The 18,988-nt window shown below is 59.1% G+C and carries 15 protein-coding genes; 5 read left to right on the top strand and 10 right to left on the bottom strand.

Annotation, left to right across the window (positions count from 1 at the left end):
* Positions 1-12: 12 nt before the first annotated feature.
* From yidC to rpmH, 4 genes are read right to left on the bottom strand one after another with little or no spacing between them, the layout of a single operon-like run.
* On the bottom strand, positions 13-1,626 hold the full coding sequence (gene yidC / locus FCL40_RS16635) for a membrane protein insertase YidC (protein ID WP_136854428.1): 1,614 nt from the start codon (positions 1,624-1,626) through the stop codon (positions 13-15).
* An 18-nt stretch (positions 1,627-1,644) separates the two neighbouring features.
* The gene (gene yidD, locus FCL40_RS16630; RefSeq protein ID WP_136854427.1) at positions 1,645-1,863 is read right to left on the bottom strand and encodes a membrane protein insertion efficiency factor YidD; all 219 of its coding nucleotides are present in this window, start codon (positions 1,861-1,863) and stop codon (positions 1,645-1,647) included.
* Positions 1,839-2,207 carry a ribonuclease P protein component gene (rnpA, locus tag FCL40_RS16625; protein ID WP_136854452.1) on the bottom strand — a complete coding sequence of 123 codons (369 nt, stop codon included), beginning with the start codon at positions 2,205-2,207 and terminating at the stop codon, positions 1,839-1,841. Before rnpA ends, yidD begins: the two co-directional genes overlap by 25 nt.
* A gap of 26 nt (positions 2,208-2,233) precedes the next feature.
* Positions 2,234-2,368 (bottom strand): 50S ribosomal protein L34, encoded by a 135-nt coding sequence (gene rpmH / locus FCL40_RS16620; protein WP_028110358.1) that lies wholly within the window; start codon positions 2,366-2,368, stop codon positions 2,234-2,236.
* 415 nt (positions 2,369-2,783) lie between these two features.
* Between rpmH and dnaA the strand changes: the two genes are divergently transcribed.
* Genes dnaA through gyrB form a run of 4 tightly spaced genes read left to right on the top strand, consistent with a single transcriptional unit; the run spans position 2,784 to position 8,769 of the window.
* Positions 2,784-4,160, top strand: a complete 1,377-nt coding sequence (gene dnaA, locus FCL40_RS16615; protein ID WP_136854426.1) for a chromosomal replication initiator protein DnaA — start codon at positions 2,784-2,786, stop codon at positions 4,158-4,160.
* A 15-nt stretch (positions 4,161-4,175) separates the two neighbouring features.
* Positions 4,176-5,276, top strand: coding sequence for a DNA polymerase III subunit beta (dnaN, locus tag FCL40_RS16610; protein ID WP_136854425.1), 1,101 nt, complete (start codon positions 4,176-4,178; stop codon positions 5,274-5,276).
* On the top strand, positions 5,276-6,340 hold the full coding sequence (recF, locus tag FCL40_RS16605; RefSeq protein ID WP_136854424.1) for a DNA replication/repair protein RecF: 1,065 nt from the start codon (positions 5,276-5,278) through the stop codon (positions 6,338-6,340). The genes dnaN and recF overlap by 1 nt, the downstream gene beginning before the upstream one ends.
* Positions 6,341-6,354: 14 nt before the next feature.
* Entirely contained in the window at positions 6,355-8,769 is a 2,415-nt protein-coding gene (gene gyrB / locus FCL40_RS16600; RefSeq protein WP_136854423.1) for a DNA topoisomerase (ATP-hydrolyzing) subunit B, read from the top strand.
* A 260-nt stretch (positions 8,770-9,029) separates the two neighbouring features.
* Here the strand turns inward: gyrB and FCL40_RS16595 are convergent, their stop codons facing one another.
* From FCL40_RS16595 to glyQ, 3 genes are all read right to left on the bottom strand, one after another.
* Positions 9,030-10,067, bottom strand: a complete 1,038-nt coding sequence (locus FCL40_RS16595) for a GMP reductase (protein WP_136854422.1) — start codon at positions 10,065-10,067, stop codon at positions 9,030-9,032.
* A gap of 226 nt (positions 10,068-10,293) precedes the next feature.
* Complete coding sequence (gene glyS / locus FCL40_RS16590; RefSeq protein WP_136854421.1) at positions 10,294-12,366, bottom strand: glycine--tRNA ligase subunit beta; 2,073 nt, start codon at positions 12,364-12,366, stop codon at positions 10,294-10,296.
* Positions 12,367-12,372: 6 nt separating this feature from the next.
* Positions 12,373-13,284, bottom strand: a complete 912-nt coding sequence (gene glyQ, locus FCL40_RS16585) for a glycine--tRNA ligase subunit alpha (protein WP_136854420.1) — start codon at positions 13,282-13,284, stop codon at positions 12,373-12,375.
* A gap of 122 nt (positions 13,285-13,406) precedes the next feature.
* On the opposite strand from glyQ, the gene FCL40_RS16580 reads away from it, so the two are divergent.
* Positions 13,407-13,985, top strand: a complete 579-nt coding sequence (locus tag FCL40_RS16580; RefSeq protein WP_136854419.1) for a DNA-3-methyladenine glycosylase I — start codon at positions 13,407-13,409, stop codon at positions 13,983-13,985.
* Between the two features lie 47 nt (positions 13,986-14,032).
* Here the strand turns inward: FCL40_RS16580 and FCL40_RS16575 are convergent, their stop codons facing one another.
* From FCL40_RS16575 to fadA, 3 genes are all read right to left on the bottom strand, one after another.
* Positions 14,033-17,209 (bottom strand): amidohydrolase family protein, encoded by a 3,177-nt coding sequence (locus tag FCL40_RS16575; RefSeq protein WP_136854418.1) that lies wholly within the window; start codon positions 17,207-17,209, stop codon positions 14,033-14,035.
* A gap of 219 nt (positions 17,210-17,428) precedes the next feature.
* Positions 17,429-17,674: a sulfurtransferase TusA gene (tusA, locus tag FCL40_RS16570; protein ID WP_136854417.1), complete on the bottom strand. Its 246-nt coding sequence runs from the start codon at positions 17,672-17,674 to the stop codon at positions 17,429-17,431.
* 146 nt (positions 17,675-17,820) lie between these two features.
* The gene (fadA, locus tag FCL40_RS16565) at positions 17,821-18,984 is read right to left on the bottom strand and encodes an acetyl-CoA C-acyltransferase FadA (RefSeq protein WP_136854416.1); all 1,164 of its coding nucleotides are present in this window, start codon (positions 18,982-18,984) and stop codon (positions 17,821-17,823) included.
* Positions 18,985-18,988: the final 4 nt, after the last annotated feature.

Here is an 18,988-nt window from a genome sequence, read left to right as displayed (position 1 = left end):
GTTCGAAGTGGCTTACTTCAGGCCCTGAACTTCCAGGGAGCGGTAGATGTACCACTGCTGAGTGATGGCCACCAGGTTACCCACCAGCCAGTACAGCACCAGGCCTGAGGGGAACCACAGGAAGAATACGGTGAAGATCACCGGCATGTACTGCATCATCTTCTGCTGCATCGGATCCATGCCCGGGGCGGTCGGCTGCATCTTCTGCATCAGGAACATGGACGCCCCCATCAGCAGAGGCAGGATGTAGTAGGGATCCTTCACCGACAGGTCAGTGATCCATAGCATGAAGGGAGCCTGGCGCAGCTCGACGCTTTCCAGCAGAACCCAGTAGAAGGCGATGAAGATGGGAAACTGAAGCAGCAGCGGCAGACAGCCACCCATGGGGTTGACCTTCTCCTTCTGGTACAGTTCCATCATGCTCTGGCTCAGGCGCTGACGGTCGTCGCCATACTTCTTCTTGAGCTCCTCCAGCTTGGGCTGCAGCTTGCGCATTTTCGCCATGGAGGTGTACTGGGCCTTGGTCAGTGGGTAGAGGGCACCACGCACCAGCAGGGTCATGCCGATGATGGCCACACCCCAGTTGATCACCACGGATTGCAGGGCGGTCAGAAGCCAGTGGAGAGGCACGGCGATAAACCACAGCCAGCCGTAGTCCACCACCAGGTTCAGAGTCTCTGACAGGGCGGACAGGGCTTCCTGATTCTTGGGACCGATGTACAGCTGGCTGTCAAAGCTGGCGCTCTGGCCTGCGGCGACAGTAGTCACAGGCTGTTTGACGCCGATGGCGCCTTCGCTGCCGGCATACACCTTGGAGTAGATGCTGTTCTGGCTCTCGGCAGAGGGGACCCAGGCGGTGACGAAGTAGTGTTGCAGCATGGCAACCCAGCCACCAGGGGTGACCTGGCCCAGGTTGCGATCCTTCATGTCGTCGAAGTCGTACTTGCTGTAGCGGGTATCTGTGGTGCTGTAGGCGGCGCCGCGGTAGGTGGGCATCATCATGCTGCTTTCTTCAGCGGTGATGCTCTGGCGCAGTTCGGTAAACATCTGCATGGAGGCGTTGTTACCGGACTGGTTGTCTACCTTGTATTCGACCCGGACATCGTATTGACCACGGGTGAAGATGAAGCGCTTCTCGAAGTGGATGCCGTTGGCATCGACGTAGCTCATGGGCACCACCAGGTCACCCTGTTCACCCATGGTAAAGCTGTCTGCGCTTACCTGGTAGACGGGACGCTGGGCGGATGAGTCGGGGCCCTGGGCGCCGATCAGGCCGCTGCGGGCGACATAGTTGAAGCCGTTATGACGCTGCAGCAGTTTCAGGGGCTCGACGGAGTCCTGGGTTACCGGATATTGCAGCAGGGAGGATTCAATGATGTCACCGCCCTGGGTATCGATAACCAGCTTCAGGGTGTCGGTCGTTACCGTGACCAACTGTCCTGACGTGGAAGTCTGCGCCGGCAGGGGATCGACACCGGTGCCGGAGGGCACCTCATTGGAAACCTGGGCGCTGCTCTGCTGAGCAACGGGCTGAGGTTGTGGGTTCTGATCTGCATTCCACTGTTGCCAGAGCAGGAAGCTGACAAACAACAGACAGACCAGCAAAAGATTACGTTGAGAGTCCATGCCGGTTTAGCTCTACCTTTATTTCGCTGGAGGTACGGGGTCACGGCCACCCGGGTGCAGGGGGTGGCATTTCAATATTCGTCTTAATGCTAACCAACTTCCCTTCAAACAGCCATGAACAGAGATGGCCTCAATCGCATATTGAGAGCAAGTTGGCTGAAAGCGGCAATTTTGCCCCAGGAGCGGGCTCAGCAGCTTTTGGTAGAGTCGGATCAATCCGATGAGCAACTTTTGCATCGTTTAGAAAGCTTTTTAAGCAGCTTCTCTACCAGCTTGTGGAGAGTGGCATTGTCCAGGTCATCAACCCCTTTCTTGGCAATGGCCACAATGTCCACGCCGGGAAGGTCATGTTGATGTAAGCGGAATTCGTCTCTGACTATGCGTTTGATACGATTGCGCTGACACGCCTTTTTGACATGCTTTTTGGCCACAGTCAATCCTAACCGAGGATGGTTCAGATCATTGACTACAGCTAGAAGGGTCATGTGGGGATGTGCTGCCCGGACAGGGTTAGCAAAGACAGATTTGAATTGAGCGGGAGTCAACAGACGTAACTCCCGCTCAAAGGTATAACGCACCACTGATGCGCTTTGCATAATCTGAGCGATTAAGCAGACAGGCGAGCGCGGCCCTTGGCGCGGCGACGAGCCAGCACCTGACGGCCAGATTTGGTGGCCATGCGAGCACGGAAGCCGTGGTTGCGCTTACGCTTCAGAACGCTCGGTTGAAAAGTACGTTTCATAGCTTCTTACCGTTTAGTTAAGCTTCGACTCCCGCACAAGGCGGTGGAATCGGTTCAAAAAAGAGGCCGAATTCTACAAAAAGTCGACCTACTTAGTCAATCTGGAGATGGGGATTTTTCAATAAATATTCCCACCCCCATGTCTTGTGGATAAAACTGTGTTTTTACCCCAAGATATAGACAGCATGATCGCGATCGGATCCTGCGGAGGCGGAGTATAGTGTTTTTTGCGATCCCTTTCCACTCCTTGATCTTCAGGCGCTTCAGCCGGGATCCCCGGGATCCTTTCGGGGGGATCCTGGGGCAAAAGATCAAGGATCAAAATTGGGGATAACTTAGGTAAATGGCTGGCGATCACCCTTGAGGAAGGGTAGAATTGACGCCCTTGGGTGATCAATTTTTCGGAGTAATAACGGTGACTTTGTCTGTATGGCAGCAATGCGTCGCAACCCTTCAGGAGGAGCTGCCGGCTCAGCAATTCAGCATGTGGATTCGTCCTCTTCAGGCTGAGTTTGACGATCAGACATTGACTCTCTATGCCCCCAATCGTTTCGTTCTGGATTGGGTTCGGGACAAATACCTGAATCAGATCAACAGCTATTTCCAGGGCGTCATGGGTGATCAGGCTCCCACTCTCAAGTTCGATATTGGCAGTCGTCCCTCGGCGGCCAGGACCAGTGCGCCCAAACCGGCCCAACCGGCTTCGCCGGTACCTGTGCCGGCGGTTGGTCATGCCGAACCCCCCCAGGTCAACCCGGTGGCCGGCGCCAGCCGCAGCAACATCAATCGCACCTATCAGTTCGATAACTTCGTTGAGGGTAAGTCGAACCAGTTGGCCCGGGCGGCCGCCACTCAGGTGTCCGATAATCCTGGGGGTGCCTACAACCCGCTGTTCCTGTATGGCGGTACCGGCCTGGGTAAAACCCACCTGCTGCACGCCGTGGGCAACGGCATCCTGAAAAACAATCCGAACGCCAAGGTGATCTATATGCACTCGGAGCGTTTTGTTCAGGATATGGTGCGGGCCCTGCAGAACAACGCCATCGCCGAGTTCAAGCGCTACTACCGCAGCGTCGACGCCCTGCTGATCGATGATATCCAGTTCTTTGCCAACAAGGACCGCTCCCAGGAGGAGTTCTTCCACACCTTTAATGCCCTGCTGGAGGGCAACCATCAGATCATCCTGACCTCGGACCGCTATCCAAAGGAGATCGACGGGGTGGAGGACAGGTTGAAGTCCCGCTTCGGCTGGGGGCTTACCGTGGCCATCGAGCCACCGGAGCTGGAAACCCGGGTGGCGATCCTGATGCGTAAGGCGCAGGAGAGCAAGATCCATCTGCCGGACGAGGTGGCGTTCTTCATCGCCAAGCGGCTGCGCTCCAACGTTCGCGAGCTTGAAGGTGCCCTGAACCGGGTGATCGCCAACGCCAACTTTACCGGCCGCCCCATTACCATCGATTTTGTCCGTGAGGCCCTGAGAGACCTGCTGGCCCTGCAGGAAAAACTGGTGACCATCGACAATATTCAGAAGACGGTGGCCGAATACTACAAGATCAAGGTGGCGGACATTCTTTCCAAGCGCCGCTCCCGCTCCGTGGCTCGTCCTCGCCAGGTGGCCATGGCCCTGGCCAAGGAGTTGACCAACCACAGCCTGCCAGAGATCGGCGACGCCTTCGGCGGTCGCGACCACACCACGGTGCTGCATGCCTGTCGTAAAATTGAGCAGCTGCGGGAGGAGAGCCACGACATCAAAGAGGATTACGCCAATCTCATCCGGACACTTTCCTCTTAATCCAGAGAGACAGAGATGAAATTTTCCATTAACCGCGAAGCCCTGTTGAAGCCGTTGCAGCTGGTCTCCGGGGCCGTCGAGCGCCGTCATAACCTGCCGATCCTGTCCAATGTGCTGATGGAAGTAAGTGATCACTTACTCAAACTCACCGGCACCGACCTGGAGGTGGAGTTGGTGGGGCAGTGCGCCCTTGAGGGGGAAGTGGTTTCTGGTCGCACCACGGTACCGGCCAGAAAGTTTCTCGACATCTGCCGCAGCCTGCCCGATCTGGTGGAGATCCAGATTGAGCAGCAGGACAACCGGCTGATGATTCGTTCCGGCCGCAGCCGCTTTAATCTGACCACTCTGCCCGCCGAAGATTACCCCGATATGGGGGATTGGCAGGAGGAGCAGCAGTTCACCCTGAAGCAGGGCGTGCTGAAGCAGCTCATCGAAGCCACCCAGTTCTCCATGGCTAACCAGGATGTTCGTTACTACCTCAACGGCATGCTGTTCGAAACAGAAGGCAATGTGCTGAGAACCGTGGCCACCGACGGCCACCGACTGGCGGTGAGTTATCGGAATATTGACGCCAACCTGCCGGAAAGGCAGGTTATCGTGCCGCGAAAAGGGGTGATCGAGCTGGTTCGTTTGTTTAACGAAGAGGATGCCGATATCACCCTGTGCATCGGCAGCGGTAACATTCGTGCCATCGCTGAAGACGCCATCTTTACCTCCAAGCTGGTGGACGGCCGCTTCCCCGAGTATCGTCGGGTACTGCCCAAGGGGGGGGACAAGGTGTTGATCGCCGACCGGGAGGTGCTGCGCAGTGCCTTTGCCCGGGCCGCCATCCTCTCCAATGAGAAGTTTCGTGGTGTCCGTCTCAACCTGGACAACAACGAACTGAAGATTACCGCAAACAACCCTGAACAGGAGGAGGCAGTGGAGATGCTGGATGTCCAGTACCCCCATGGCGAACTGGAGATCGGGTTTAACGTCAGCTACGTGCTTGACGTGCTCAACGCCCTCAAGCGCGATCAGGTCAAGCTGATCATGAGCGACGCCAACTCCAGTGCCCTGTTCGAGAACGTGGAGGATGATGAGGCCCTCTACGTTGTCATGCCCATGCGGTTGTAATGGCCCTCAGTCAACTCAGGCTCTCCCATTTTCGCAATATTGAGTCCGCCGAGCTGCGCCCGGCTGCCGGCCTCAACCTTATCCACGGTGCCAACGGCAGCGGCAAGACCAGCGTGTTGGAGGCGATCTGGTTTTTGGGGGTGGGGCGCTCCTTTCGCAGTCAGCAATCACAGCGGGTGATCCAGTATCAGCAGGAGGCCTTCACCCTGTTTGCCCGTATCGGCGATGAGCGGATGGGGATGCAGCGCAACCGCCAGGGGGAGGTCGATGTTCGTATCAACGGTGAGCGACCGCAAAGGATGGCGGATCTGGCCAAGCTGCTGCCGCTGCAACTGATCACCCCAGAGAGCTTTGCCCTGCTGCTGGATGGCCCCAAGGCCAGGCGCGAGTACATCGACTGGGGCGTCTTTCACAGTGACATCCAGTTTCACTTGGTGTGGGCCCGGTGCCGGCGGCTGCTGAAGCAGCGGAACCAGTTGCTCAGGAACCAGGTCGAAGACAGGCAGATTGCCATTTGGGATAAGCAGTTAGCCCAATACAGCCGATCCTTGACGGAGATGAGAAGGGCGTGGGTAAACTCGTTAAATGGTGTCTTGGAGGGTATAATAGGGACGTTTTTACCCCAAGTGCCTGTTCGTGTATCGTTCAGCCAGGGATGGGATGCTAAATACGACATAGAACAAATACTTACTGAGCAGCTTCGGCGTGATAAGCAGCTGGGATACACCGTCTCCGGTCCACACAAGGCGGATCTGAGGTTGAGGGTTAGCAACATTCCGGTTCAGGATGTGCTGTCCAGGGGCCAGTTGAAGCTGCTGGTTTGTGCCCTTAAGATCGCCCAGGGGGTGCTGCTCAGTAAACAGCACAATAAGCAATGCATTTATTTAGTTGATGATTTGGCCTCCGAGCTGGACGCTGAAAAGCGCACCCTGTTGCTTCGGCAACTGGAGCAGACCGGAAGTCAGGTCTTCGTGACCGCCATCGACCCCGAGCAACTGGCCATGATAGATTGGCAGCGCAGGTTCCACGTGGAACATGGCGAGGTTGCGGCAAAGGATAGTTAACCAGAGACAAGCGTATGTCAGAGCAAAGTTACGGATCCTCGAGCATTAAGGTCCTTAAGGGTCTGGACGCCGTTCGTAAGCGTCCGGGTATGTACATTGGTGATACGGATGACGGCACTGGTCTGCACCACATGGTGTTCGAGGTGGTGGACAACTCCATCGACGAAGCGCTTGCGGGCCACTGCAACGACATCATCGTGACCATTCACATGGACGGCTCCGTGTCGGTTCAGGATGATGGTCGAGGTATCCCCGTAGATATTCACCCCGAAGAGGGGGTATCTGCGGCGGAGGTGATCATGACCGTGCTGCACGCCGGTGGTAAGTTTGACGACAACTCCTATAAGGTGTCCGGTGGTCTTCACGGCGTGGGGGTGTCTGTGGTGAACGCCCTGTCGGACAAACTCGAACTGACCGTTCGTCGCCAGGGTCGGGTGCACCAGCAGATCTACCGCCTGGGTGAGCCGGAGGCGCCGCTGGCGGCCATCGGCGAAACCGACAAGACCGGAACGGCCATCCGTTTCTGGCCAAGTCCGGCGACCTTCTCCAACATCGAGTTTCACTACGATATCTTGGCAAAGCGCCTGCGTGAGCTCTCTTTCCTGAACTCGGGCGTCTCCATCAAGCTGCTGGATGAGCGCGACGATAAGAGCGATCACTTCTGCTATGAGGGTGGCATTCAGGCATTCGTCGAGTACTTGAACCAGAACAAGACCCCGATCCACCCTACCGCTTTCAGCTTCATCAGCGAGCGCGAGGATGGCATCTCGGTGGAGGTCTCCATGCAGTGGAACGACGGTTTCCAGGAGAACATCTACTGTTTTACCAACAACATTCCCCAGCGGGATGGCGGTACCCACCTGGCGGGGTTCCGTGCGGCCCTGACCCGTACCCTCAACACCTACATGGAGAAAGAGGGATTCAACAAGAAAAACAAGACAAGCGCCACCGGTGATGATGCCCGTGAGGGCCTGACGGCGGTGATCTCGGTGAAGGTGCCCGATCCCAAGTTTTCCTCCCAGACCAAGGATAAGCTGGTCTCCTCCGAGGTGAAGTCCGCCGTGGAACAAACCATGGGCGAGAAGCTCAGCGACTACCTGATGGAGAACCCAAACGACGCCAAGGCGGTGGTCAACAAGATCATCGATGCAGCCCGCGCCCGAGAGGCGGCCCGCAAGGCGCGCGAGATGACTCGCCGCAAGGGGGCCATGGACCTGGCCGGACTGCCGGGTAAGCTGGCTGACTGCCAGGAGAAGGATCCTGCCCTCTCCGAAATCTACATTGTGGAGGGTGACTCGGCCGGCGGTTCCGCCAAGCAGGGCCGAAACCGTAAAACCCAGGCAATTCTGCCCCTCAAGGGTAAGATCCTGAACGTGGAGAAGGCGCGCTTCGACAAGATGCTCTCCTCCCAGGAGGTGGCCACCTTGATCACCGCCCTGGGCTGCGGCATTGGCCGTGAGGATTACGATCCTGAGAAGACCCGCTACCACAACATCATCATCATGACCGATGCTGATGTGGACGGCTCCCACATCCGTACCCTGCTGCTGACCTTCTTCTACCGTCAAATGCCTGAGCTGATTGAGCGCGGCTACGTCTACATCGCCCAGCCCCCGCTGTACAAGGTGAAGAAGGGCAAGCAGGAGCGCTATATCAAGGATGAGCCGGCCCTGACCGAGTACCTGACCACCCTGGCCCTGGAGAGATCGTCCCTGCACGTGAATCCCGATGCCCCCGGCATCGCCGACACCGCCCTGGAGACACTGGTGAACCAGTTCCGTGGTGCGGAAGCGGTGATCGAGCGCCAAAGCCGTCGTTTCCCCAAGGAGTTGCTCAAGGCGCTGATCTACGCCGGCGGCGTTGGTCAGGCCCACCTGGGATCCGAGGCCGAGATGCAGGCCTGGGCCGATGCCCTGGTCGAGGCGATCAACAGTCATAACGGCGATGGTTCCTACTACCGGGCCGAGACGATGTTCGATGCCGAGCGTAACGTCCAGCAGCCGAAGCTGATCCTGCGTCAGCATGGTATCGACCACGAGTACTTGCTGACCTACGATTTCCTGCAGTCTCCCGATTACCAGGCGATCGTTGCCCTGGGCGACCAGATCGCCGACCTGGTCGAGGAGGGCGGCTTCGTCCGCCGCGGTGAGCGGATTCGCCCGGTCGCCAGCTTCGAAGAGGCACTGACCTGGTTGATGACCGAGTCCAAGCGTGGTCTCTACATCCAGCGCTACAAAGGGCTGGGAGAGATGAATCCGGAGCAGCTGTGGGAGACCACCATGGATCCCGAGGCGCGCCGCATGCTGAAGGTGACCATCGAAGATGCCATCGCCTGTGACCAGCTGTTCACCACCCTGATGGGGGACCAGGTGGAACCGCGTCGTGACTTTATCGAGCGAAACGCACTGCTGGCGAATCTGGACGTGTAATCAGGGACGACAGAGTGTTGAAAAGGGGCGCCTTCATGGCGCCTTTTTTTATTGTCTTTTCATGAGAGCTGTGGCCTGAAGCCCGGGTGTGAGTGACTGTCTGTCGCCCAAGGCTACGAGTCACTTTAGGGGGTAGTTTGGTGACACAGCGGGCTGGTCCAAGAGTGTTCCACGTGGAACATGGGAGTCGGCTGAGGTAGAAATATGGAAAGGGGGACGAGAGTGCCCCCTTTATAATGATCAGTGTTCCACGTGGAACATTAGGTAAAGACGCGGTTCTCCTGTTCCTGGACCCGGATGAAGGTGGTACGTTTTGACAGCTCCTTCAGCTTGGCGGCACCCACATAGGTGCAGGTGGAGCGCACGCCTCCCAAGATGTCCTGGATGGTGGCTTCCACATCTCCGCGGTAGGGCACCATCACCGTCTTCCCCTCTGAAGCGCGATAGTTGGCGACGCCGCCGGCGTACTTACCCATGGCGGTGGTGGAACTCATTCCGTAGAAGGCGCGATACTGCTTGCCCTCCCTCTCGACCGCTTCTCCGCCACTCTGATCGTGCCCGGCAAACATGCCACCGATCATAACAAAGTCGGCGCCGCTGCCGAAGGCCTTGGAAACGTCACCGGCACAGGTACAGCCGCCGTCGCTGATGATCTGCCCGCCCAGCCCATGAGCCGCATCGGCACACTCGATCACTGCCGAGAGCTGAGGGTAGCCGACGCCGGTCTTTACCCTGGTGGTGCAGACCGAGCCTGGGCCGATGCCGACCTTGACGATGTCGGCACCGCTGATCAGCAGCTCCTCCACCATCTCGCCGGTGACCACGTTACCGGCGACGATTACCTTGTCAGGGTAGTGCTGACGCACCTTGCGGACGAAGTCGACGAAGCTCTGCTGATAGCCATTGGCCACGTCGATACAGACAAAGCGCAGGCCGGGGTGCTGACACAGCAGTCGTTGCAGTTTACCGAAGTCGTTGTCGGAGACGCCGGTAGAGACCATGATGTGCTCATATAAGCTGGTGTCCTTGTCCGCCAGCCACTGCTGCCACTCCTCTTCGCTGTAGTGCTTGTGAATGGCACAGAGCATCTTATGGTGGGCCAGGGCTTCGGCCATCTCGAAGGTACCCACAGTATCCATGTTGGCGGCGATGATCGGGACGCCTGTCCAGGGCTGAGGGGCGTGTTTGAAGATAAAGGTACGTTCAATGTTGACCTGGGAACGGCTGGCCAGAGTTGAGCGCTTGGGGCGGAACAGGACGTCTTTAAAACCCAGTTTGATGTCAGCTTCAATATGCATGATCGATTCCCGAATACTACGAAATTGGGGGGAGGAATCGGTGGGATCTTTTGAGGAAAGCACCGATACACTGACCCATGAAATTGGTCGTACGCACCGGTTTTCGACATTCTATGTCGAGTTGCGCCAAAAACAACAACATTCGATAGAACACAGCGTTCCTGATCTGGAACAATTAAAAAAGGGGCGCCCACTCGGCACCCCTTTAGTCAACTGAAACCGCGTCTTACTGCTGCAGCAGGGAGATGTCGGCAGCCTGCATGAACAGGCCGCGCAGCTGTTTCAGCATGGCCAGACGATTGGCCTTCAAGGCGGGATCTTCGGCGTTCACCATCACCTCCTCGAAGAAGTTGTCGATGGTGTCACGCAGACCGGCCAGAATCGCCAGGGCATCGCCGTAGTTGCCCTGGGCAAACAGTGGTTCCACCTTGCCCTTGGTTGTGGCGATGGCGGCCGCCAGGGCCCGCTCAGCGGCTTCCTGCATCAGGGCCTCGTTGATGTGGTCGGCGATGGCGACATCGGACTTGGCCAGGATGTTGCCGACGCGCTTGTTGGCGGCGGCCAGGGCCTGGGCAGCATCCAGCTGACGGAAAGCCTGAACCGCCTTCACCCGGCGGTCAAACTCAAGTGGACGGCTGGGGCGCAGGGCCAGCACTGCCTGAATCACGTCGACGGGGTAGCCCTCATCCTGATACCAGGCGCGGAAACGGCCCAGCATGAACTCCAGCACGTCGTCGGCTACCTTGTCGTTGGTCAGCCTGTCGGCGAACAGCTCCTGGGCCTTGGCGATGAGGTCGGCCAGATCCAGGGGCAGGGCCTTCTCCACGATGATGCGCAGGGCGCCGATGGCGGCGCGGCGCAGGGCGAAGGGGTCGGCGGCGCCTTTGGGGGCCTGGCCGATGCCGAAGATGCCCACCAGGGTGTCCATCTTGTCGGCCAGGGCCAGGGCCTGGGCCACGCCGGAGGCGGGCAGGTCGTCGCCGCTGTAGCGGGGCATGTACTGCTCGTTCAGGGCTACTGCCACCTCCTCCGCTTCGCCGTCGTGGCGGGCGTAGTGCATCCCCATGATCCCCTGGGTGTCGGTGAACTCGAACACCATGGAGGTCATCAGGTCGCACTTACACAGCAGGCCAGCGCGGGCGGCATGCTCGGTGTTGGCGCCGATCTGGCCGGCGATGTACTCGGACAGGGCCAGGATGCGGTCGGTCTTGTCGCGCAGGGTTCCCAACTGCTTTTGGAACAGCACATTCTGCAAGCGGGGCAGCTGATCGACCAGTTGCTGCTTCTTGTCGGTTTCGAAGAAGAACTCGGCGTCGGCCAGGCGGGGGCGGACCACCTTCTCGTTGCCCTCAATCACCTGGCGGGGATCCTTGGAATCCACGTTGGCGACGAACAGGAAACGGGGCATCAGCTTGCCGTCGTTATCGTAGAGGGGGAAGTACTTCTGATCCCCCTTCATGGTGTACACCAGGGCTTCGGCAGGCACATTGAGGAACTTCTCTTCGAAGGAGGCCATCATCACCACCGGCCACTCTACCAGAGAGGTAACCTCCTCCAGCAGTTCATCATCCATGTCCGGGTTACCGCCAATCTCAGCCGCGGCGGCGGTCAGGTCGGCCTTGATCTTGGCTTTACGCGCCTCGTAGTCGGCAATCACCTTACCCTGCTCCTCGAGCAGAGCAGGGTACTGCTCCGCGTCGGCAATGGTCAGGGTTTGCTGGCCCATGAAACGGTGACCCTGAAGGGTCAGGCCACTCTTCACATCCAGGATTTCGGCGTCCAGGGAGGTGTTACCCAGCAGCAGAGTCAGGGTGTGCACAGGGCGGATAAACTGAGTCTCGGAGCTGCCCCAGCGCATCGCCTTGGGGATGGGCAGCTTGGAAAGGGCTTCCTTGACCAGCTGTGGCAGCAGGGCGTCGGCGCCCTGGCCCTTAGCCTCGGCCTTGTGCAGCAGCCACTCACCCTTGTCGGTGACCATGCGGTCGGCCTCGGCAACGGTGATGCCGTTGCTTCGGGCCCAGCCTTCTGCGGCCTTGGTGGGGTTGCCATCGGCGTCGAAAGCGGCCTTCACCGCGGGACCGCGCTTCTCAACCACCTTGTCCGCCTGGGAAAGAGTCATCTCAGCGATCTTCACCGCCAGCCGACGAGGGGAGGCGAACCACTCAACCTGACCATGGGGCAGTTCCGCCTTGGCCAGCAGCTCCACCAGGTTGTCGCGAAACGCTTCGCCCAGCTGTCGCAGTGCCTTTGGTGGCAGCTCTTCGGTGCCCAGCTCTACCAGAAATGTTTCAGTAGCCATTGTCTCTTACTGCTCCTTTTGGCACATGGGGAAGCCAAGGGCCTCACGGGAGGCGTAGTAGGCTTCGGCGACGGACTTGGTCAGGGTGCGGATACGCAGGATGTAGCGCTGACGTTCGGTCACGGAGATCGCCTTGCGGGCGTCCAGCAGGTTGAACGCGTGACCCGCCTTGAGGATGCGCTCATAGGCAGCCAGGGGCAGGGGGGTCGCCAGCTCCAGCAGGTGCTTGGCTTCCTTCTCGCACTGGTCGAAGAAGGTGAACAGGAAATCGACGTCGGCGTGTTCGAAGTTGTAGGTGGACTGCTCCACCTCGTTCTGATGGAACACGTCGCCGTAGCTGGTCTTGCCCAGAGGGCCATCGGACCACATCAGGTCATAGACGTTGTCTACGCCCTGCAGGTACATGGCCAGACGCTCCAGGCCGTAGGTGATCTCGCCGGTGACGGGACGACAGTCCAGGCCGCCTACCTGCTGGAAGTAGGTGAACTGGGTGATCTCCATGCCGTTCAGCCACACTTCCCAGCCCAGACCCCAGGCACCCAAGGTGGGGTTCTCCCAGTTGTCTTCAACGAAGCGGATGTCGTGCACTTCGGTGTCCAGACCCAGCTCCCTCAGGGACTCCAGGTACAGCTCCTGAATCTCCGCCGGAGAGGGCTTGATGATCACCTGGAACTGGTAGAAGTGCTGAAGGCGGTTTGGGTTCTCGCCGTAACGACCGTCGGTGGGACGGCGGGAAGGCTGCACATAAGCGGTGGCTATTGGCTCGGGGCCAATGGCACGCAGGCAGGTCATGGGGTGGGAAGTACCCGCACCCACTTCGATGTCCAGCGGCTGCACTATGGTGCAACCCTGGCGAGCCCAGAAGTCCTGCAACTGCAGGATCAGACCCTGGAAGGTCTTGACGTCAAACTTTTGCATGGGGTATCACCTGGATACGTCTAAATGGCGTGAAACTTGCGCGAAATGGGCAATAGTATACCTTCCTAGGGGCCGGGTATGTAGGCTAAATTTTGTCGTCTTGAGTAAGGAATAGGGAATCGATGGATAAGCAACGTTGCTCCTGGTGTGGAGAGGACCCCCAATATGTCGAGTATCACGACACTCAGTGGGGCAGGCCGGTCACCGATGGTCGGGAACTCTTTGCCAAATTGTGCCTGGATGGTCAACAGGCGGGACTCTCCTGGCTGATTATCTTGCGCAAGACGCCGCGCTATTACGAGGTGTTTGAGCAGTTCGAGCCGGCGCGCATCGCCCTGTTCGATGAGGAGAGGGTCGAGGAGTTGTTGTTGGACCCGGGCATCGTCCGCAACCGACTCAAGGTGAACTCCATCATCAAGAACGCCCGGGCCTACCTGACAATGCAGGAGCAGGGCATCGACTTTTCAGAGTTTCTCTGGTCCTTTACCGGCCATAAGACTCTGGTGAATGCCTTGGAGCCGGGTCAGCCTTACCCCACTTCCAGTCCGGAATCGGACGCCATGAGCAAGGCACTTAAAAAAGCGGGGTTCTCTTTCGTAGGAACCACCATCTGCTACGCCTTTATGCAGGCGGTGGGAATGGTCAATGACCATCTGGTGACCTGTCCCTCCTATGAGGACTGCCTGACGTTGGCAAGATAGCCAAAAAGAGAGGGCTCAGATGAGCCCTCTCGTCTTAGTCTGAGTCTCTACTTTTCAAAGTAGAAGGGGGCTCTTTCCCGCTTGCGCCCATTGAGCTCATTCATCGATTCGGCGTCATAGAGTCGGCCGCCCACCATGGTGTGGGTCACCCTGTCGCTGTGGCGGATGTTCTCCAGTGGGTTGCCGTCGATAACGATCAGGTCCGCCAGCTTTCCGGGCTCAATACTGCCCAGCTGATGGTCCATGCCGAAGTGCATCGCCGGGTTGATGGTGGCGGTCTTGAGGGCCTCCAGGTTGCTCATTCCTCCCTGGGCGAACATCCAGATCTCCCAATGGGCCCCGAGGCTTTCGCGCTGGCCGTGGGCACCGATATTGGCATGAACACCCAGCAGGCCAAGCTCATTGGCTACTCGGGCTACATTGAAGTGGTTGTAATGCTCATCCGGCGCCGTGGTGCGGCGCATGGATCTGGGGTGGAGAATCTCCTGGGGGACGTACCTGGCCAGGCGGGGGTGCTTCCACACTTCGGTCTTGTCATACCAGTAGTTTTCACCCCAGATGCCGCCATAGGCAACCACCAGGGTGGGGGTGTAACCGACTTCGGTCTGGCTCCAGAACTGCTTGATGTCGTCATAGACCGCAGCCACGGGTATGGCGTGTTCCACGCCGGTGTGGCCATCGGCGATCATCGACAGGTTATGCTGCAGCAGGCTGCCCCCTTCGGGAACCACCATCATCTCCAGCTCGCGGGCGGCGGCGATGATCTGCTGGCGCTGGTTCCGACGCGGTTGGTTGTAACTTTTCACCGAGAAGGCGCCCACCTTCTTCAGCCGCTCCAGGTGAAATTTGGCGTCCTCCAGGCTGTCCACATGGGAGGTGTAGCCCGGGATGTCGGCGCCATAGAGGATGGTGCCGGTGGAGAAGATGCGGGGGCCGGTGACTTCGCCCGCCTTCTGCAGTTCGCTGGCGGAGAACACCTCGGTGGTGTCGTTGGAGGGGTCGTGGATGCTGGTGACCCCCAGGGCCAGGCTGGCGTAGTTGATGCGGTTCTGCCTGGGGATGATCTCATTGTTGCCCTGGCCTCCGTGGGCGTGGGCATCGAAGAGGCCGGGCATCAGGGTCTTACCCTGGATGTCGATCACCTGGGCATCCTCGGGAACTGGAACGTCGCTGCGCTGGCCTACGGCGACGATGGTGTTGTCTTTCACCACCACCACACCATCTTCGATGACCTTATCCCCGTCCATGGTGATGATGCGGCCGCCGGTGAAGGCCAAGGTTCCACGTGGAACATAGGTGTCCGAGCTAAAGCCGATCTCGGTCATCTGAGCCTGAGTGTCACCCTCGAAACCTGGAGTAAAGAGCTCGGAGATGCCCACCTGGTACAACTCTGGCCCCAGGGACCAGTAGATAGACTGACTGTCGCCGCTCCAGTTGATGTTCTCGCCGGCTCGCTGATAAAGCTGCTTTACCGGCAGCCCGCCGCCATCCGGGCCGATGTGCAGGGTTTCACCATGCTGGCCGAAGGGGGTGACAAACACCTTGAACCGCTCGGCGAAGGCCAAGCGCTGACCATCAGGAGAGACGTGGAACTCGGTGGCGTGGTCGGAAGTAAAGTGCACCCGCTTGTCGAACCCATGGAGGTTGATGGAGACCAGGGCGGGTTTGCCCTCTGCCAGGTCGGTGAGAAACAGCCTGTCTGAATTGGCGCCGAAGTGAGGCATGCTGCCGCTGTCGCTGACCAGTCGGGGGACGCCGCCTTTGACCGGGATGGTGTAGATGCCGGGGTCTCTGTCCCAGGTGGGGGAGGTGATGTAACCGCCGGTCGCTTTACGGAACACCACGCTGTTGCCATCCGGGCTGAAGGCGGGTTCCACGTACTTGCCCGGTTCCTCGCTCAGGGTGGTGATCTTACCCCGGCGCAGATTCATCACCTTGATGGCGCCCTGTTTGTCATCCTGCCAGGTGACGAACACCAGAGACTTGCCATCGCGGGAGAAACGGGGGAACAGCTCGAAGGCGTCTTGCTGACGGGTCAGGCGCTTGGGTTTGCCGTTTGGCAGGCTGCGTTGCCACAGTTTACCCAGGGCTTCAAACACCACTCGGCTGCCATCGGGAGAGACCTGCACCTGGCGTAGCATCTTCACTTGGAATTGCTCTGGATCGAGCTGCTGGGCAAAGCGCACCGCAGGCTGCACCTGTTTAGTGGTATTGACGTGGAAGGGGATCACCTGGCTGTCACCAGTGTCGATGTCCAGCCTGTGGATCTTGCCGCTGGCCCAGAACAGCAGGCTGCCACTGTCCGGGGTCCAGGACAGGGTGGGATAGACGCCGTGAATGGCCCAGGTTTCCTGCATGTCCCGGTCCAGCCGGTCGTACACCTTGCGTTTTTCTCCTGAGGCCAGGTCATAGAGAAAGAGGCTGGACTGGAAACCGTCTCGGCTGATGTAGGCTAAAGTCTTGCCATCTGGACTTGGGGTGGGGCGGATGGCGCCGCCGGTGCCGCTGAGCAGCACTTCGATTTCGCCGCTGTGGCGGTCGTAGCGCTTGATCTTGTAGATCCCCTGCACCGAGTCCTTGGAGTAGTGGAAGGTCTTGCCCGGGGTGGCGTCCTGGGAAAAGTAGATATAACGCCCGTCCGGGGAGAACGCCGGCTCGCCGAGATCCTTCTGGTCATTGGGACGGTCGGTCAGGGGGATCCCCTCACCGCCCTGGATGTGGTACATCCACACCTCGCCGGCGCCAAGACTGCGGGCGGCGGTGAAGTGCTTGCGTCCCACCAGGTACTGGCTGTCGGGGCTCCAGGCGGGGCTGTTGAGCAGCCGGAACGACTCCTCGGTGACCGGTCGTGGGTCGCTGCCGTCCGCCTTCATGAGCCACAGATTATCGCCGCCATCCTGATCCGAGGTAAAGGCGATGTAGTTGCCGTCGGGGCTGAATCTGGGCTGCATGTGCCAGGCGATCCCCTTTATCAGCGGGGTAGCTTCCCCTCCGGCTATCGGCATGGCGTAGATGTCCCCAAGCAGGTCGAACACCAGGATCTTACCGTCCGGACTGATGTCCAGGTTCATCCAGGTACCCTGGGTGACATCGATGCTGATCGTCTGCAGAGGCCCTTGGGGCTGATTGACGTTCCAGCCGGGGGAGTCTTCGGCCAGGGTTGCTCCGGTGCAGGCCAGTCCGACCGCCAGCAGGGCGGCATAGAGGGGTTTGAGAGCTGACATAGGGTTCCCTGTCTTTGTCTTTATTCGCTGGAGACCGAGTCTACTGAATGGCCGGGGTGGTGAATACCAAGGAGTCGTTGGCGGTTCAGGGGGATTCTCTGGTGTGCCCCAGATCTGCCATTTATGGTGCTCAATACTGGAGTGTGGTTGGTGGTTTTGTTGAGCAGGCACAAAAAAAGCCGTGATAAACGGCTTTTTTGCAAGGGAGTGTGTTTCCCCCTAACCGCCTTTGCGGATCAGGTACTGATAGGGCGCCTGGTCGGTCTGGCAGGCCACCAGGGTGTGGTCCATAAAGCGACAGAAACTGGGGATGTCCCGGGTGGTGGAGGGATCATCGGCGGTGATCAGCAGGGTTTCGCCCTGGGCCATGTTGCGGACCGTCTTACGCACCATCATTACTGGTTCCGGGCAGCGCAGCCCGATGGCATCCAGGGTGTGTTTGGCGTCGGCAAAGGTGTCGGACATGGGGTCTACCAGATTCAATAAACAGGGCGGTAATGATACGCCGCTGGTGTGATGACGCAAGAGATGGCGGCCAGCTGAACATAATTTGTGCAGAGGGATCACAAAAAAGGGGAAGCGGATGCTTCCCCTGAGGTAGGACGGGTTCTTTAGACCCGCTCGAAGATGGTGGCGATCCCCTGGCCCAGTCCGATGCACATGGTGGCCAGGCCCAGCTGGACGTCGCGGTGCTCCATCAGGTTGATTAGGGTAGTGGAGATGCGCGCACCAGAGCAGCCCAGAGGGTGCCCCAGGGCGATGGCGCCACCGTTGAGGTTGACCATCTCATCCATCTTATCCATCAGCCCCAGGTCCTTGGCACAGGGCAGGGACTGGGCGGCAAAAGCTTCATTGAGCTCAACCTGCTGTATGTCCGCCATGGTCAGGCCGCCGCGTTTGAGCGCCTTCTGAGTGGCGGGCACCGGGCCATAGCCCATGATGGAGGGATCGCAGCCGGCGATGGCCATGGAGCGGATGCGGGCGCGAATGGGCAGGCCCAGGGCCTTGGCCCTCTCCTCGCTCATCAGCAGCATGGCGGACGCGCCATCGGACAGGGCGGAGGAGGTGCCTGCGGTGACGGTACCATTGACCGGGTCAAACACGGGACGCAGGGCGGACAGGCTTTCGGCGGTGGTTTCCGGGCGAATCACCTCATCCTGAGTCACCCGGATCAGGGTGCCGTCCCCATCGTGTCCCTCGATGGCGACGATCTCCTTGGCGAAGCGCCCCTCCAGGGTGGCCTGATGGGCTAACTGGTGGGAGCGGGCACCGAACTCATCCTGAGCCTGGCGGCTGATGCCATGCATCTTACCCAGCATCTCGGCGGTCAGGCCCATCATTCCCGCAGCCTTTGCCACGTTGTTGGCCAGGCCGGGGTGGAAGTCCACGCCGTGATTCATGGGCACATGGCCCATATGCTCGACACCGCCGACGATGAAGATGTCACCCTGGTCCAGCATGATGGCCCGGGCTGCATCGTGAATCGCCTGCATGGAGGAGCCACACAGGCGGTTGACGGTGACAGCGCCAACGCTCTTGGGCAGACCCGCCAGCAGGGCGGCATTGCGGCCAATGTTGAACCCCTGCTCCAGAGTCTGCTGCACACAGCCCCAGATCACATCCTCAATCTCGTTGGGATCCACCTTGGGGTTGCGCTTGAGCAGCTGTTTCATCAGTTCCGCTGACAGGGTCTCAGCACGAACGTTGCGGAACACCCCACCCTTGGATCGTCCCATGGGGGTGCGGATGCAATCGACGACTACCGCATGTTTCATTGCC

This window comes from Ferrimonas sediminicola (assembly GCF_005116715.1).
Lineage (GTDB): Bacteria > Pseudomonadota > Gammaproteobacteria > Enterobacterales > Shewanellaceae > Ferrimonas > Ferrimonas sediminicola.
Note: the sequence above shows the minus strand (reverse complement) of the source record. Positions and strands in the feature narration are given on the sequence as shown.